At 68.0% G+C, this 14,411-nt stretch carries 12 protein-coding genes and 1 tRNA gene; 7 read left to right on the forward strand and 6 right to left on the reverse strand.

The window, feature by feature from the left end; all coding sequences use genetic code 11:
• Positions 1 to 52: 52 nt before the first annotated feature.
• Entirely contained in the window at positions 53 to 1,363 is a 1,311-nt protein-coding gene (locus ABD115_RS07275) for a M20/M25/M40 family metallo-hydrolase (RefSeq protein WP_343959689.1), read from the reverse strand.
• A 159-nt stretch (positions 1,364 to 1,522) separates the two neighbouring features.
• Here ABD115_RS07275 and ABD115_RS07280 point away from each other — a divergent pair, with 159 nt between their 5' ends.
• The 4 genes from ABD115_RS07280 (at position 1,523) to ABD115_RS07295 (ending at position 6,184) form a co-directional block, all read left to right on the forward strand.
• On the forward strand, positions 1,523 to 2,461 hold the full coding sequence (locus tag ABD115_RS07280; protein ID WP_343959691.1) for an EamA family transporter: 939 nt from the start codon (positions 1,523 to 1,525) through the stop codon (positions 2,459 to 2,461).
• 20 nt (positions 2,462 to 2,481) lie between these two features.
• Positions 2,482 to 4,233, forward strand: coding sequence for an ABC-F family ATP-binding cassette domain-containing protein (locus ABD115_RS07285; RefSeq protein ID WP_343959693.1), 1,752 nt, complete (start codon positions 2,482 to 2,484; stop codon positions 4,231 to 4,233).
• 247 nt (positions 4,234 to 4,480) lie between these two features.
• On the forward strand, positions 4,481 to 5,395 hold the full coding sequence (locus tag ABD115_RS07290) for a M23 family metallopeptidase (protein ID WP_343959695.1): 915 nt from the start codon (positions 4,481 to 4,483) through the stop codon (positions 5,393 to 5,395).
• 15 nt (positions 5,396 to 5,410) lie between these two features.
• Positions 5,411 to 6,184 (forward strand): SDR family NAD(P)-dependent oxidoreductase, encoded by a 774-nt coding sequence (locus ABD115_RS07295; protein ID WP_343959697.1) that lies wholly within the window; start codon positions 5,411 to 5,413, stop codon positions 6,182 to 6,184.
• Here the strand turns inward: ABD115_RS07295 and ABD115_RS07300 are convergent.
• The 4 genes from ABD115_RS07300 to ABD115_RS07315 all read right to left on the reverse strand — a co-directional run bounded on the left by ABD115_RS07300 (position 6,181) and on the right by ABD115_RS07315 (position 10,722).
• Positions 6,181 to 7,854 carry an ABC-F family ATP-binding cassette domain-containing protein gene (locus ABD115_RS07300; protein ID WP_343959699.1) on the reverse strand — a complete coding sequence of 558 codons (1,674 nt, stop codon included), beginning with the start codon at positions 7,852 to 7,854 and terminating at the stop codon, positions 6,181 to 6,183. The genes ABD115_RS07295 and ABD115_RS07300 overlap by 4 nt on opposite strands.
• A 249-nt stretch (positions 7,855 to 8,103) precedes the next feature.
• Positions 8,104 to 8,189: transfer RNA gene (locus ABD115_RS07305), tRNA-Leu, on the reverse strand.
• Positions 8,190 to 8,347: 158 nt separating this feature from the next.
• The gene (gene ybaK / locus ABD115_RS07310) at positions 8,348 to 8,836 is read right to left on the reverse strand and encodes a Cys-tRNA(Pro) deacylase (protein WP_343959700.1); all 489 of its coding nucleotides are present in this window, start codon (positions 8,834 to 8,836) and stop codon (positions 8,348 to 8,350) included.
• A gap of 74 nt (positions 8,837 to 8,910) precedes the next feature.
• Positions 8,911 to 10,722 carry a DEAD/DEAH box helicase gene (locus ABD115_RS07315; protein ID WP_382389087.1) on the reverse strand — a complete coding sequence of 604 codons (1,812 nt, stop codon included), beginning with the start codon at positions 10,720 to 10,722 and terminating at the stop codon, positions 8,911 to 8,913.
• A gap of 304 nt (positions 10,723 to 11,026) precedes the next feature.
• Between ABD115_RS07315 and ABD115_RS07320 the strand changes: the two genes are divergently transcribed.
• Both ABD115_RS07320 and ABD115_RS07325 read left to right on the forward strand, forming a co-directional pair.
• The gene (locus ABD115_RS07320; protein ID WP_343959893.1) at positions 11,027 to 11,791 is read left to right on the forward strand and encodes an SGNH/GDSL hydrolase family protein; all 765 of its coding nucleotides are present in this window, start codon (positions 11,027 to 11,029) and stop codon (positions 11,789 to 11,791) included.
• Between the two features lie 108 nt (positions 11,792 to 11,899).
• Entirely contained in the window at positions 11,900 to 12,244 is a 345-nt protein-coding gene (locus ABD115_RS07325; RefSeq protein WP_343959702.1) for a hypothetical protein, read from the forward strand.
• 332 nt (positions 12,245 to 12,576) lie between these two features.
• Here the strand turns inward: ABD115_RS07325 and ABD115_RS07330 are convergent, their stop codons facing one another.
• On the reverse strand, positions 12,577 to 12,798 hold the full coding sequence (locus ABD115_RS07330) for a hypothetical protein (protein ID WP_343959903.1): 222 nt from the start codon (positions 12,796 to 12,798) through the stop codon (positions 12,577 to 12,579).
• On the opposite strand from ABD115_RS07330, the gene ABD115_RS07335 reads away from it, so the two are divergent.
• Positions 12,778 to 14,385, forward strand: coding sequence for an HNH endonuclease signature motif containing protein (locus tag ABD115_RS07335; protein WP_343959894.1), 1,608 nt, complete (start codon positions 12,778 to 12,780; stop codon positions 14,383 to 14,385). The genes ABD115_RS07330 and ABD115_RS07335 overlap by 21 nt on opposite strands.
• Positions 14,386 to 14,411: the final 26 nt, after the last annotated feature.

The raw sequence follows: 14,411 nt of genomic DNA on the forward strand, positions 1-14,411 counted from the left end.
GTGGCGCGCGCTGCGAGCCGTCGTCAAGACTAGCTCACACGCCACTGTGGGTTCAGTAGGAGCGGAGCAGATCGGCGAGCACGCGGTGCCCGAAATCAAGGGCGTCAAGGGGAACGCGCTCGTCTACCCCGTGGAACATCCCGGGAAAGTCGAGGTCGGCCGGCAGCCTGAGCGGCGCGAAACCGTAACCGGTGATGCCGAGCCGCGCGAGCGCCTTGTTGTCGGTGCCACCCGAGAGCAGGTACGGCAGCACCTTGGCCCCGGGGTCATGGGCCTCAAGCGCCGCCCTCATCGCCTCGACGAGCTCCCCGGCAAACGGCACCTCGAGCCCAATATCGGAGTGCACCGTCTCGATCTCGATGTCTTCGCCCACGATCTCTTGGATCTGGGCGAGCACCGCGTCGCGCTCGGCCGGCAGCGTGCGCACGTCGACGAGGGCCTCGGCGGTGTCTGGAATCACGTTGTGTTTGTAGCCCGCCGTGAGCACCGTCGGGTTCGAAGTATTTCGCAGGCTCGCCTGCACGAAACCCGCGCCCTTGCCGAGGCTCAGCACGAGCTCCTCCGGGTTGATCTGTCGCGGATCCTCCCCGACAAGTCGCGCGATCTCGTCGACGAGCTCGCGCGTCGTATCGCACAGCGCGATCGGCCACTCGTGCCGGCCGAGCGCGGCGACCGCCTCCGCGAGGCGCGTCACCGCGTTGTCGTGCCAGACGCGCGAGCCGTGCGCGGCGGTTCCTCGGGCGCGCAGCCTGATCCAGTCGAGCGCCTTCTCTCCCGTCTGAATGAGGTAGGCGCGGTTGCCAGCGATGTCGATCGAGTAGCCGCCGACCTCGCTGATTGCGGTGCCGGCTCCCTCGAACAGCTCGGGGTGGTGTTCGACGAGGTGGTGCGAGCCGTAGATGCCGCCGTTCTCCTCATCGGCGAAGAACGCGAGCACGACGTCGCGCCGGGGCCTCTCGCCCGCGCGCAGCAGCTCGGCGATCGCCGTGAGAATCATGGCGTCCATGTCTTTCATGTCGACGGCGCCGCGCCCCCACAGCAGGCCATCTTTCACAACGCCCGCGAACGGGTCGACCGACCAGTTTGCCGGGTCGGCCGGCACGACATCGAGGTGGCCGTGCAGCACGAGCGCTGGGAGCTCGGCTTCTCGCCCCGCCACGCGGGCGACGACGCTTGCGCGGCCGGGCGCCGATTCGATGATCACCGGGTCGAGGCCGAGATCGCGCAGATAGGCGGCGACGTAGTCGGCCGCCGGGCGCTCCGGGTTCGCGTCTCCCCCGCCACGATTTGAGGTGTCGATGCGGATGAGGTCGCGCGCGATCCTCGCGGTCTCTGACAGTTCGCCAACGTGCTCGGTAGCCATGCTCCCACCATAGCCCGCTCCGGCCCCTGTGCGACCAGTGATACTCCCTGTTACGCTCGGGCTAGGGCGCGAGGGCTTCTCGCTTCGCTTGCCCGGCGCCGAACACGCGAACGTCGCCTCGTGGGTACGGCCCACCGCCGCCGAAGTCGAGAGGGTCTCATGCAGGCACACAACCCTGGCCAGGGCACAGCCGCGACCGGGTTTCTGCTCGCCGTCGGCTCAGCCGCCTCGTTCGCTCTCTCTGGCAGCTTCGCGAGCGCACTGATGCAGGCGGGGTGGTCAGCCGGCGCAGCAACGACCGCGCGCATCACGCTTTCGGCGCTCGTGTTGCTCTGGCCAACCCTCATCATGCTGCGCGGCCAGTGGGGCCTCGTGCGGCGCGCGTGGCCGCAGCTGCTGGTGTTCGGTGTGCTCGCCATCGCCGGGTGCCAGCTCGCCTTCTTTCTCGCGGTGCAATTCATTGCGCCGAGCCTGGCGTTGCTCATCGAGTTCACGGGCCCGGTGATGCTCGTGTTCTGGATGTGGGCGCGAAGCCGCGTCGCGCCGTCGCCGCTCACCCTGCTCGGCGCAGGCATCGCGGTGCTCGGAGTCGTCGCAATCTCCGGCGTGCTCGCCGGAGTCTCGCTGCACCCGCTCGGGATCGCCTTCGCGCTCATCGCCGCGGCCGGAAATGCCGCATACTACGCGACCGGCGCCGCGAGCGACCACGGCATTCCCACTCTGCCCTTCGTCGGCCTCGGGCTGTGCGTTGGGGCTGTGCCCCTGCTCGTCGCCGGCGCCACCGGTGCGCTGCCGTTCGCTGTAAGCTCTGCCGAGACGGAGATCGCCGGTGTTGCGGTGTCGCCGTGGCTCGTCGTCGCGGGGATGGTGTTGATCTCTACGGTACTGTCGTATCTCTTGGGGGTGGCGGCCTCCCGCAGACTGGGCGCGACCGTCTCGAGCTTCACCGGCTATTCGGAGCCGCTGTTTGGCATTGTGTGGACGATCGTGCTGCTCGCGGTCGTGCCGACACCGCTGCAGTGGCTCGGCGCCGGGCTCATCGTCGCCGGGGTCATCACCGTAAAGATCGGCGAGCTTCGGCGCAGCCGGGCCCTTTGATCACAGTTGGAGCCTCCATATTGCACACCTCACCCACCGCGGCGACGCATCTCAAGTTCGAGGGGGTCTCGCAAACATTCGGCGCGCGCCGCGTGCTCACCGACATTTCGTTCACGGTCGCTGCGGGCTCCCGCGTCGGCCTGATCGGCGAGAACGGGTCTGGCAAGTCGACGCTGCTGCGCATCGCCGGCGGAATCGACCAGCCCGCCGGCGGCAGCGCAGTCGCGGTCACCCCAGGGGCCACCGCCGCTCGCGTTGCCCTGCTCCACCAGGAGCAGCCCTTCGCCCCGAGCCACACCATTGAACAAGCTCTGCGCGCTGCGACCGCCCCCGTGCGGGCAGCGCTCGACGAACTCGACCGCGCCGGCGCAGCGCTCGCGGGAGCCTCGAATGGGCTGCCCTCGACAGAGCATTCGGGCTTGCACCCCGCGAGCGCGGAACGCGACTACTCCGCGGCGCTCGACAACGCCGAACGGCTCGACGCCTGGCAGCTTGACGCGACCGTCGAACAGATGCTCGCCGGCCTTGGCATCGCCGAGCTGCCGCGCGATCGACTGACCGGGGAGCTCTCCGGCGGCCAGCGCGCACGCCTCGGGCTCGCCTGGGTGCTGCTCAACGTGCCCGATGTGCTGCTGCTCGACGAGCCGACCAACCACCTCGATGACAGCGCGACCGAGTACCTGGTGCGCGTGCTGCAGCGCCAGCGCAGCCCGGTGCTATTCGCGAGCCACGACCGCGCCTTTCTCGACGAGGCGGCGACCGCACTCGTCGATCTCGACCCGGCGCCGCAGCCCGAGATGCGCACCGCCCCGCTCGTGCAAGACGGGACAGGAAGCGGCATTGGCATCACGCGCTTCGGAGGTAACTTCAGCGAGTACCTCGCGGCGCGCGCAGCGGCGAGAGTGCGATGGGAGGAGCAGTTCGCAGCGGAACAGAGCGAGCTGCGCCGCCTGCGGGCGGCGGTTGGCACGAGCCACACCGTCGGCCACGAGGAGTGGAAGCCCCGCACTGAGACCCGCATGGCGCAAAAGTTTTACGCCGATCGAAACGCCAAGGTGGTCTCACGCCGCGTCAATGACGCCAGATCCCGGCTCGAGGCGCTTGCTGCGAGACAGATCTCGGAGCCGCCGGCCGAGCTCACGTTTGCGGGAATTCGCGGGGCGCGCGACACGAACGATGATGGCCCGGCGATCGTGGCCACGGGCGCAGCCGTCGCGGGGCGGCTCGCTCCCGTCACGGTGTGTGTCGAGACGGGCAAGAAGCTGCTCGTCACCGGCCCGAACGGCGCGGGGAAATCGACGCTGCTCGGGGCGCTCACCGGGTCCATTGCGCTCACCGCCGGCGAGCTTCGCTTGCCCGGGGCGCCGCGCGTTGGCCTGCTGCGGCAGCATACGGAGTTCGCCGACCCGAGCGGCCGTGGCACCGCGCGCACCGTGAGCGAGACGTACGTCGACGGCGTCAGGCCCGAACTCGCCGAGGCTGTTCCGCTCTCGCAGTTTGGGCTGATCGCCGCGCGCGATGAGTCGCAGCCGCTCGGCGCCCTCAGCGTCGGCCAACGGCGACGACTGGCGCTCGCTATTCTGCTCGCCGAGCCGCCCGAGTTGTTGCTGCTCGACGAGCCGACAAACCACCTGTCGCTCGCGCTCGCCGACGCCCTCGAGCGCGCTGTCATGGAGTTCACAGGAACCGTCGTTGTCGCGTCACATGACCGGTGGTTGCGCCGTCGCTGGGCAGGCGAAGAGCTGCGACTCGAGCCCGGAAAGCGGTCATGAAACCCCAGATAGGCCCGGAGTTTCTTGCCCGCGCAAGCGCCTGGATTCGCAACCCATTACCTAAATCGTTGCCGAATTGTTGCCGAAACGGCCGTCGAAGCCCGCGCTCGCTCCCCCCTCGCGGGCGCTCCGCGACACTCGCCAGAGCGCTGTTCGGTCTGCTATGGTTGCACAATTCCAGCTATGGAGGCCCGGGTGAAGCGGTTCGGTGCTTTCATGAAGTCGATCTCCCGCTGACGATTACTACATGTCTGATTCCCCGCAAGAGCCGACTGCGTATCCGAGTCGACGTTCCCTACGGGAGGCACAGCAACAGCTTCACCAGGAGGAGAGCACTCCCCCAGGCGGGCTGTTTCTGACACCGCTGCCAGAGTTCACCCTTGGCGGCAACCCCGAAGCCACGGAGCCTGACACTCTCACCGCACAGGTCGCACCAACGAAGCGTCGCACGGCAAAGAAGCTCGTCGCCGCTACGTTCTCGCTCGCGTGCGTCGGAACACTGGCTGTGACCACGACCATGCCGGCGTTCTCCTCGAGCTTCGGCGACGTCGACGCAGCGGCCGCTCACGCTGCGCAGCAGCTGCAGAGCTCTCAGACCTCTGGCTCACAAGACGCGCTCGACGCGATCGGCTCGGTCGAGCTTGGCGTCGACCCGGGTTCGTACAAGCAGATCACGCCAGAGGCCGGCCTCGTCGACCCCGCGACGCTCGAGAACACCGAGATTCGCAACGCGTTCGATCGCGACTACCCGCTCACCGACGGCTTCGCCTACCGCACCGCCCCCGTCGAACAGTTCCACGACGCCCAAGACATCGCCGCCCCCGGTGGCACGCCGGTGCTCGCGATCGGCTCCGGTGTCGTCATCGAGGCCGGGTACGCGAACGACGGCTGCGGCTTCAGCATCAAACTGCAGCACAAGGTCAGCGAGGAGACCCTCACGAGCCGCTACTGCCACATGCAGGTCGATTCGCACGATCGAAAGGTCGGCGACACGATCGAGATCGGCGACCAGATTGGCCGGGTGGGTAACACCGGCATGTCATTCGGCGACCACCTGCACCTCGCGCTCCGGCGATCGGGCGTGCCCATCGACCCGCTCCCCTACATTCAGGAGCAGATCGACAAGGCCGCCAAGCGCGCGGCTGCTGCCGCGGCCAAGTAGCGAGTCACTGCGGCCATGTCGTATCGTGCGCTTATCACCGGCGCATCTGCGGGCCTCGGCACGGAGTTCGCGCGGCAGCTCGCGGCACTCGGCGTCGATCTCGTGCTCGTCGCCCGCGACGCCGCGCGACTCGAGCGGCTCGCCCACGTGTTGCGCAGTCGATACGGGGTCGACGTCGAGGTACTCGCCGCCGACCTCACGGCATCAGCTGCGCTGGAGGCCGTGGCCGGGCGCCTGAGCGCCGAAGAGCGCCCCATCGACATTCTCATCAACAATGCCGGGTTCGGCGTCTACGCGGGCTTTGAGGCGAGCGACATCACCGAGGAGCGCCGGCTGCATGAGCTGCTCTCGTGGGTACCGCTGCGGCTCGCTCACGCGGCAGTGCCCGGAATGCTCGAGCGCGGCTCGGGGTGGATCCTGAACGTCGCAAGCGCCGCAGCGTTTTTGCCGAGCGGCAGCTACGGCTCAGCCAAGGCGGCCGCGGTCTCGCTGTCGCGCTCGCTGAGCGCGCGCTACCGGGCCAGCGGGCTCCGGGTCACGGCGCTGTGCCCCGGGCTGCTCGCGACCGAGTTTCACGAGCGCATGGGCGAAGATCACCTCCCCGCGCTCCCGTCGATCGCGTGGGCCGACACCGGGAGGGTCGCGCGCGAGGGGCTCCGCGCGCTCTACCGGGGCAAGCCGGTACTCGTCTCAGACTGGCGCTACCGGCTCGCGCTGCCGCTCCGCGCGCTGCTACCCGACCGCCTACTCGAACGGCTCGGCACGACAAACGACCCAGGGCTCCGCTAGCCCCGATCGCGCTCGACCCGGGCCTCCGACCACACCGGGGTCGCCGACTCCCGCACCGAGCCGTCGCTCCCGAAGATCAGGAAGCGTTCGAAATCGCGCGCGAACCAACGGTCGTGCGTGACGACAACGACGGTGCCCGCGAAGCGGCTGAGCGCGTGCTGCAGGGCCTCGGCCGACACCAGGTCGAGGTTGTCGGTCGGCTCGTCGAGCAGCAGCAGCGTCGCGCCCCCGAGTTCGAGCAGCAAGATCTGAAACCTTGCCTGCTGCCCGCCCGAGAGCGATTCGAAGAGTTGCTCGGCCGAGCGTGCAAGCTCGTAGCGCGCCAGCGCCCGCGCGGCCTCCTCGCGCGGCATGCCCGCCCGGTGTTCGTCTCCGCGGTGCAAGATCTCGAGCAGCGTGCGACCGACAAGGTCTGGCCTGCCCTGATTCTGGGCAAACCACCCCGGCCGTACCCGCGCCCCGAGCCTCGCCTGCCCGCTGTGGGCGACCGGCGCTATCGTGGCCTCGCTCACGGGCGCATGCTCGGGGGCCGGGTCGCTACCACCAGCGGCGAGCAGCCGCAAGAAGTGCGACTTACCCGAGCCGTTGGAGCCGAGCACGGCGACGCGATCGCCATACCAGGCCTCGAAGTCGAACGGCAGCATCAGCCCCGTGAGCTCGAGCCGCTCGCACACGAGCACCCGCTTACCAGTGCGACCGCCCTGCAGGCGCATCTCGAGGTGCTGGTCGTGCGGCTGCTCCTCAGGGGGCCCGGCCTCCTCGAAGCGTGCCAGGCGGGTCTGCGCTGCGCGATAGCGCGACGCCATGTCTGAGTTGTAGGCGGCCTTCTGCTTGTACATCAGCATGAGCTCGCGGAGCTTGGCGTGCTCCTCGTCCCAGCGCTTGCGCAGCTCGTCGAGGCGGGCGAACCGCTGCCTGCGGGCCTCGTGGTAAGTGGCGAAGCTGCCCGGGTGAATCCAGGCGGTGCTCCCCACTGCCCCAAGCTCTAGGGTGACGATCGACGTCGCCGTGCGCGCGAGCAGCTCGCGGTCGTGGCTGACGAACAGCACACCTTTCTCTGTGGCACGCAGCTGCTCCTCGAGCCATCGCTTGCCCGGCACGTCGAGCGAGTTGTCTGGTTCGTCGAGAATCAAGATCTCGTCTGGGCCGCGCAACAGCGCTTCCAGCGCGAGCCGCTTCTGCTCGCCACCCGACAGCTTCGTGAGGGCACGGTCTCGGCAGTCGTCGTAGGGCACGCCAAGCGCCGCGACCGTGCACGTATCCCACAGCACCTCTGCGTCGTAGCCCCCGGCGTCGCCCCAGGCCGTAACCGCGTTCGCAAACGCGAGCTGCGATTTCTCGGTGCCGGCCTCGTGCATCTTCTCCTCGGCCCTCGCGAGCCTCGTGGCGGCCTCCCGCAGCGCCGGCGGCGACACCGACAGCAGCAGCCCGCGCACGGTGCCGCCGGTGATAAACTGGCGCATCACGCCGATCGTGCCAGTCTTGGCGATCGCACCGGAGTCTGCGGCGAGTTCGCCGATGACGATCTTCAGCAGCGTGCTTTTGCCAGCACCGTTCGCGCCGATGAGCGCGACCCGCTTACCGCTGCCCACGGCGAAGGAGATTTCAGAGAGAAGTGGCCGCCCGTCAGAGAGCGTGTAGCTCACGGCGGCGATGTCGACATGAGCCATGGAGCAAAACTAGCACGGTGCGCGGGGCGCGCACCCTGCCTGTTGCGAAGGGCGCAAGAAGCAACTCGTCATCACAGCACACGTTAGTCACCAGCGCACACGTTAGTCACCAGCGCACACGTTAATTGCCGCAAACTTCGTGTGCTCCGGTGATTATCGTGTGTTCCGGTGATCGGGGCGCCTGGCCGCGCCGGGCCACGCGAAACGCAAGAAGGCCCCTGCCGAAGCAGGGGCCTTACTCGATTCACGTGCGCGAAGGGGGACTTGAACCCCCACGCCCTAATACGGGCACTAGCACCTCAAGCTAGCGCGTCTACCAATTCCGCCATCCGCGCGAATCTGTCTGACTGGTTTCTCACCGGCCGAACAGAGAATAATTTAGCACGGAAACTCGAGGCAAAGCGAATCGCCCCGCGAAGCCGGGCGCGGCGCGAGCGGTGATGCGGCACCTGGAGCCCGCGGATCCCAATCACCGGGCCGATCCGCCCCCAGATCAGTGCTTTGCGATCGCCGCGAACGTGCCGCGCGTGGCGCGCGCGAGATCGGCCGCCGACAGCTCGATATCGAGCCCGCGGCGGCCCCCCGAGACGAATATGCTTGGCATCTCGGGCGCGGATATGTCTATGACTGTAGCCAAACTCGTGCGCTGCCCCACGGGGCTGATGCCGCCGACTACGTAGCCTGTCTTGCGCTCCGCGAGCTCTGGCTCTGCCATGCGGGCGCGCTTACCGCCGACGGCGGCAGCCAGTGCCTTGAGGTCGAGCATGCCCGACACCGGCACGACTGCGACGGTGAGGGTGCCGTCGATGTCTGCGAGCAGCGTCTTGAACACCCGTTCGGGCGCGACGCCGAGCTCGCGCGCGGCTTCTCCCCCGAAATCAGACTCGGCCGGGTCGTGCGTGTAACCGCGCACGACGTAGTCGATACCGAGCTTCGTGAGTGCCGTCATCGCCGGGGTCGCCCCGGCAGCCTGCTTCGCCATGCCTGCAAGCCTACGGTGCGCACGCGGGGGCGCAGGGGCGCAGGGCGCAGGGGCGCACCGCCGCCCGCCATCCCCTACGGCCGCAGCCGCTGCCTGAGCACGTCGATGCGCTTCTGCAGCTGCGTAACCGAGGCCTGCGGCACCGCCGGCCCGCCGCACATGCGCCGCAGCTCGGTGTGAATGTCTTTGTGCGGCTCGCCGCTCACTCGGGCGTACATGCCAACGAGGCTCGACAGGAGCTTGCGCTGTTCGCCGAGCGTGCGGTGCAGCGCCTCCGGCGCCTCCGCCTTCTCGGGGGCGTGCTCGAGAATGCCCTGGCTCTGCGCGCTGCGCCTCGCCTGCTTCGACTGTCGCTGCTGCAAGAGCGCGCGCACCTCTTGCGGCTCAAGAATGCCGGGGAAGCCCAAGAAGTCGAGCTCCTCCTCGCTATCGACCTCGGCGTATCCGCCGAACTCTGCGCCGTCGAACACCGCCCGATCGAAGTGGGCGTCTGATTCGAGCGCCTGATACTTGAACTCGTCTTCGATGAGCTCGTCTGAAGCCTTGTCCTCGCGCTCGGCCTCCGCCATGAGCGCAGCCTCGGCATCCCACATTTCTTCGGCCGACTTCGGGCCCTCGAGCACGTGGTTGCGCTCCTTCTCCAGCTGCGCAGCGAGCTCCATGAGCGGCGGCACGTTCGGAATGAACACCGAGGCGACCTCGCCGCGGCGCCGCGAGCGCACGAAGCGGCCAATCGCCTGCGCGAAGAACAGCGGGGTCGACGAGCTCGTCGCGTACACGCCAACGGCGAGGCGCGGCACGTCAACGCCCTCCGACACCATGCGCACGGCGACCATCCAGCGAGACGTGCCCGCCGAGTAACTGTCGATACGCTCAGAGGCGCCCGCGTCGTCGGAGAGGATGAGCGCCACCTCCTCGCCAGAGATCTGATGCAGCATCTGCGCGTAAGCCTTCGCCGAGGCGTGATCGGTCGCGATGACGAGCCCGCCGGCGTCGGGAATGTGCTCGCGCACTTCGGTGAGGCGACGATCCGCCGCGCGGAGCACCTTGCCCATCCAGTCGCCTGCCGGGTCGAGCGCGGTTCGCCACGCCTGACTCGTAACGTCTTTCGTGTTGCCCTCGCCGAGGCGCGCCTCCATCTCCTCGCCCGCGGAGGTCTGCCAGCGCATCTTGCCGGCGTAGACCATGAAGATCACGGGGCGAACAATGCCGTCTGCGAGCGCGCGACCGTAGCCGTAGTCGTAGTCGGTAAGCGAGATGCGGGATCCGTCACCCTGCGGCGCGTACTGCACGAACGGGATCGGGGCCTCGTCGGAGCGGAACGGCGTGCCGGTGAGCGAGAGCCTGCGCTTTGCGGTGCCATAGGCCTCGCGAATCGCCTCGCCCCAGCTCAGCGCGTCACCGCCGTGGTGCACCTCGTCCATGATGACGAGGGTGTCGGTGTACTCCGTGAGCAGCCGGTGCTGCACAGGCTTCATCGCGACCTGGGCGTAGGTGACGACGACGCCGTCGAAGTGGCGCCCGAGCGAAAGGCCGTCGGCGTTTGAGTAGCGGGGGTTCAGCCTGATGCCCGCGCGCGCCGCCGCATCAGCCCACTGCACCTTCAGGTGCTCGGTGGGGGCGACCACGATGATCTGCGACACCGTCTGGTTGCCGCGGAGCGTCGCCGCGAGCCTGAGCGCGAACGTCGTCTTGCCCGCGCCGGGGGTCGCCGAGGCGAGGAAGTCGCGCGGGTTACGTTCCAAGTAGAGGTTGATTGCCTCCTGCTGCCAGGCCCGGAGACTGCCCGCGGTGCCACGTGCGGCCCGCTCTGGGTAGGCGGGCGGCAGGTGCTCGGCGGCAAATGTCCCCGGGAGGAGAGTCCCGTCTTCTGCCGATTCAATCACAACGTCTTAGACTACCGAAGATCGCCCAGCGTCGCCCTGAGTGCGCCACCGCCTCGCGAGTCGCGGTGGGGCCGCCTCGCAAACCGCGGTCGCGTCGTCGGTCGCGTCATGGGCCGCCGCAGCGGTCGCGTCAGCGCAAGGCAGAGATCGGCGTATAGGCAGGCTAGCCGATGCCATATACGATCGGAGTTATAACAACAGCCGACCGCTAGAAGGAGCAAAGCACGTGGTTGACGATTCACGCCAGACCGGCGGCACGAACGGAGCTTCTGCAGACAATATCGAACTCCCCTGGTCGCGATTCATCGCAATTGGAGATTCGTTCACCGAGGGCCTCGGCGACCCCGACCCCGAGAGCCCAGGCGGTCTTCGCGGCTGGGCAGATCGCTTCGCAGAGGTGCTCGCCGAGCACAACGAGGAGTTCGCGTACGCGAACCTCGCGGTGCGAGGGAAGCTCATCCAGCAGATTATTGACGAGCAACTCGACACCGCAATGGAGCTGCGCCCCGACCTCGTGAGCATCTGTGCCGGCGGCAACGACGTGATTCGCCCGGGCACAGACCCCGACGAGGTCGCCGCAAAGCTCGACTACATCGTCTCGCGCCTCAAGGAGACCGGCGCAACCGTGCTGATCTTCACCGGCGTCGATGTCGCGTTCCAGCCCGTGTTCCGCTCGATTCGCGGCAAGGTCGCGATTTTCAATGAGAATGTGCGCAAGGTCGCCCAGCGCCACGATTGCTACGTTGTGGATCAGTGGGCCATCGAAGAGCTGCAAGACAGTCGATACTGGGCCGGCGACCGCCTGCACATGAACGCGCTCGGCCACCACACGATCGCCCGAGCGGCGCTCGACGCGCTGAACGTTCCACACGAGCTCGGGCCGCTCGACCCGCCTGCGCTCCCCGAGCGCACCTGGCGGCAGGCCCGTAAGGAAGACGTTGTTTGGGCGCGCGAGCACCTCGTTCCTTGGGTGGTGCGCCGCATCAAGCACGTGTCGTCTGGCGACGACATCTCCGCGAAGCGGCCAGAGCCGCAGGCGCTCAAGCCGCGCCACGGGCACGACGGCTAACTGCCGCCCGCGAGGCGCGGCTGCACCGACGCGCAGCGACACCGACGCGCAGCTACTCCTGGGAAAGTCGCACTTCATTCGTCGAGCCCTGAGAAGTAGGGTGGAGACATGCCCAACATCACGAAGCAGATCGCAGACACCGTAACTCAGACCGGGGTCAACACGGCCTACGGCGAGGCAGTTGAGATCGACGGGACCACGATTCTCCCGGTCGCCGTCGGCAGCTACATGTTCGGCGCAGGCGAGGGCGGCGGAGGGGCCGACGGCACCGTGAGCGGCGAGGGCTCTGGTGGCGGCGGGGGCGGCATGTCGCTTCCCATCGGCGCGTACGTCACCCGCGACGGCCACACGAAGTTCGAGCCGAACCTCATCGCGCTCCTCACCGTTGGCGTACCGTTCGTCTGGGTTGCCGGCCGGGCGCTCGCGCGCGTGATTCGCGCGCTGAAGCGGTAGGGGCGTTTCGGCCCGCGGATCCGCCCCGCGCGGGAAGTTGATGTCAGTTTGCCCCACGTTCCAGACATTTTCGGCCCGATTTCTGGGGCAAACTGACATCGAGTTGCCGGGACCGCGAAGTGTCGTCGGGATCCCCGCCACCCTCAGGGTTCGCGCGGCCACGCAGGGAGGCTGATGCGCAGGGGCAGGGAGCGCTGTCACCAGGTTTCGGAAAGCGGTGTTTGGGCCGTGCGTGCTCAGTCGCCAACGCGGTCACTGTGAATGTCGGACGTGCGTGTTTCACTAGACGCATGTTACTTAATTCTCCTTCTCCGCAGCCCTATCCGCCAGACTCACGGGGTCGGGGTGATCCGACCGATTCGCCCGATTCGCCCGCCCTGCTGGGTTCCTCCGCTCCAGCCGCGCTCGCTGACCTCGCCGATCTCGCCGACGCCGCTGACCTCGCTGACGCCGCTGATCTCGAAGCAATCGAGGCAGCCACCAGGCACGCGCGTCGCGCCGAGGCAATCCAGTACCGAGCCCTTGGCCAGATCATGCACCGCACGTTCGGGCACCCCGCGCAAGTTGCGGGCGCCCCGGGCAGGCCCGCTAGCCTCGCCGGCGCTCCTTCACGCGCCCCTCGGTCGTCGTCGGCAGCAGGCCGCTCATCTCCTGACCTCGATTACCGCTCGCTACGACTGGAGATCTCCACGCGCTTCCACATGTCAGAGCACCAGGCAGCGCGCTTCATGGACACGGCGCACCAGGCACACGACCTCTTCCCCGCTGCGCTTGCCGGCCTCGCGTGCGGCGCATACGGCGCGCAGTCCTTTGGCGTGATCATCGACGAGGCCGCAGTCTTCTTGTCGCTCGAGGGCGCTACCGCCGAGGCCAGGCGCGCTGCCTATGAAGCAGCGATCCTCCCCCACGCTCGTGTAGAGACTCCCAATCGGTTACGCCCGATCGCACGGCGGCTGGCGATCCAGTTTGCCGAGCTCCCGGTCGCTGACCGGCACGAGGAAGCCGCGGCGCGGCGCTGCGTGCAGGTGCGGGAGGCAGATGACGGGATGGCGGAGCTCACGGCCTTCCTGCCGGCGCCGACAGCCTACGCAATCCGAGATCGCGTCAAGCAGGTCGCAAAATCAGTCATCGATGCCGAACGCGCAGCCGCAAAAGCCGACCGCGCAGCCGCGCCCGATAGAGGCACCCCCGGCCCCACCGCTGAGCGAAAGCTGCCACAGGTCGAAGCTGACGTGCTCGCAGACATACTCCTTGTCGGCGAGGTTCCCGTGACGGGGGAACACTCGACCCCCGTCGGTCGGAGGGTTCGCGCGCAGGTGCAGGTCATCGTTCCAGGCCACGCACTCGGGCTCGGCGCGGAGGGGGTGCTGGTCGGTGGATTGGTCGCCGGAGCAGCCGTCGGAGCTACCGGCGGAGCTACCGGCGGAGCTACCGGCGGAGCTGCCGCCACGCTCGCTCCCGGGGGCAACTCAGCAGCTCACCGGGCCCGCGTCGGCGGCGTGCCCGAGCTCATTGGCTACGGGCCGATCAGTGACGCCGCGGGCCGGAGCATCGCGGCAGACTCCGCCGCCTGGGAGGTGGTCAGCGTCAACTTCGGCGGGACCGTGCTCTCTGTCGAGCGCTACCGGCCAACGCCGGCCCAGTTTCGCTTCCTCGCAGCACGCGATGTGCACTGCCGCGCTCCGGGGTGCCGCGCGAAGGCAAGTCGGAGCGACGTCGACCACACTATTGACGCTGCCAAGGGAGGGACGACCTCAACCGACAACCTCGCCGTACTCTGCCGCGGCCATCACGTCTTGAAGCACCACTCCAACTGGCGAGTGGAGCAGCACGACGGAGGGGTACTGACGTGGACAAGCCCCACCGGCCATGAGCACGTATCGCAACCGCCGAGTCGGGTTCGCTTTAGGGCCCATGAAACAGTTTCAGCGTCGATACCACCCCACCAACAGATTGGGGGCGAACCCACGGGAGGCAATGAATGCCACCCAAACTCCTCGTGGCAACCAACTGCCCCTGGCAAGCGCCGCAAACACACGCCGGAAAGGCATCGAACCTCGAAGACTTTCGAAGAGATTCGCGCTCGGGTCAGGGAGAATGACGCCGAGGACCCGCTCGACGATGCAATCCCTGCGTTCTAAGTTTGGGTTTGCCGAGGTCGCGCCCT

The sequence above is a fragment of the Leucobacter albus genome (assembly GCF_039528015.1).
Classification (GTDB): Bacteria; Actinomycetota; Actinomycetes; order Actinomycetales; family Microbacteriaceae; genus Leucobacter; species Leucobacter albus.

What these genes read in the sequence shown, in the direction of transcription:
- ABD115_RS07275 (WP_343959689.1), bottom strand. Translation starts at nt 1,363, where the DNA reads ATGGCTACCGAGCACGTTGGCGAACTGTCAGAGACCGCGAGGATCGCG.
- ABD115_RS07300 (WP_343959699.1), bottom strand. Translation starts at nt 7,854, where the DNA reads ATGGCTCATGTCGACATCGCCGCCGTGAGCTACACGCTCTCTGACGGG.
- ABD115_RS07325 (WP_343959702.1), top strand. Translation starts at nt 11,900, where the DNA reads ATGCCCAACATCACGAAGCAGATCGCAGACACCGTAACTCAGACCGGG.
- ABD115_RS07335 (WP_343959894.1), top strand. Translation starts at nt 12,778, where the DNA reads ATGCACCGCACGTTCGGGCACCCCGCGCAAGTTGCGGGCGCCCCGGGC.
- ABD115_RS07290 (WP_343959695.1), top strand. Translation starts at nt 4,481, where the DNA reads ATGTCTGATTCCCCGCAAGAGCCGACTGCGTATCCGAGTCGACGTTCC.
- ABD115_RS07295 (WP_343959697.1), top strand. Translation starts at nt 5,411, where the DNA reads ATGTCGTATCGTGCGCTTATCACCGGCGCATCTGCGGGCCTCGGCACG.
- ABD115_RS07280 (WP_343959691.1), top strand. Translation starts at nt 1,523, where the DNA reads ATGCAGGCACACAACCCTGGCCAGGGCACAGCCGCGACCGGGTTTCTG.
- ybaK (WP_343959700.1), bottom strand. Translation starts at nt 8,836, where the DNA reads ATGGCGAAGCAGGCTGCCGGGGCGACCCCGGCGATGACGGCACTCACG.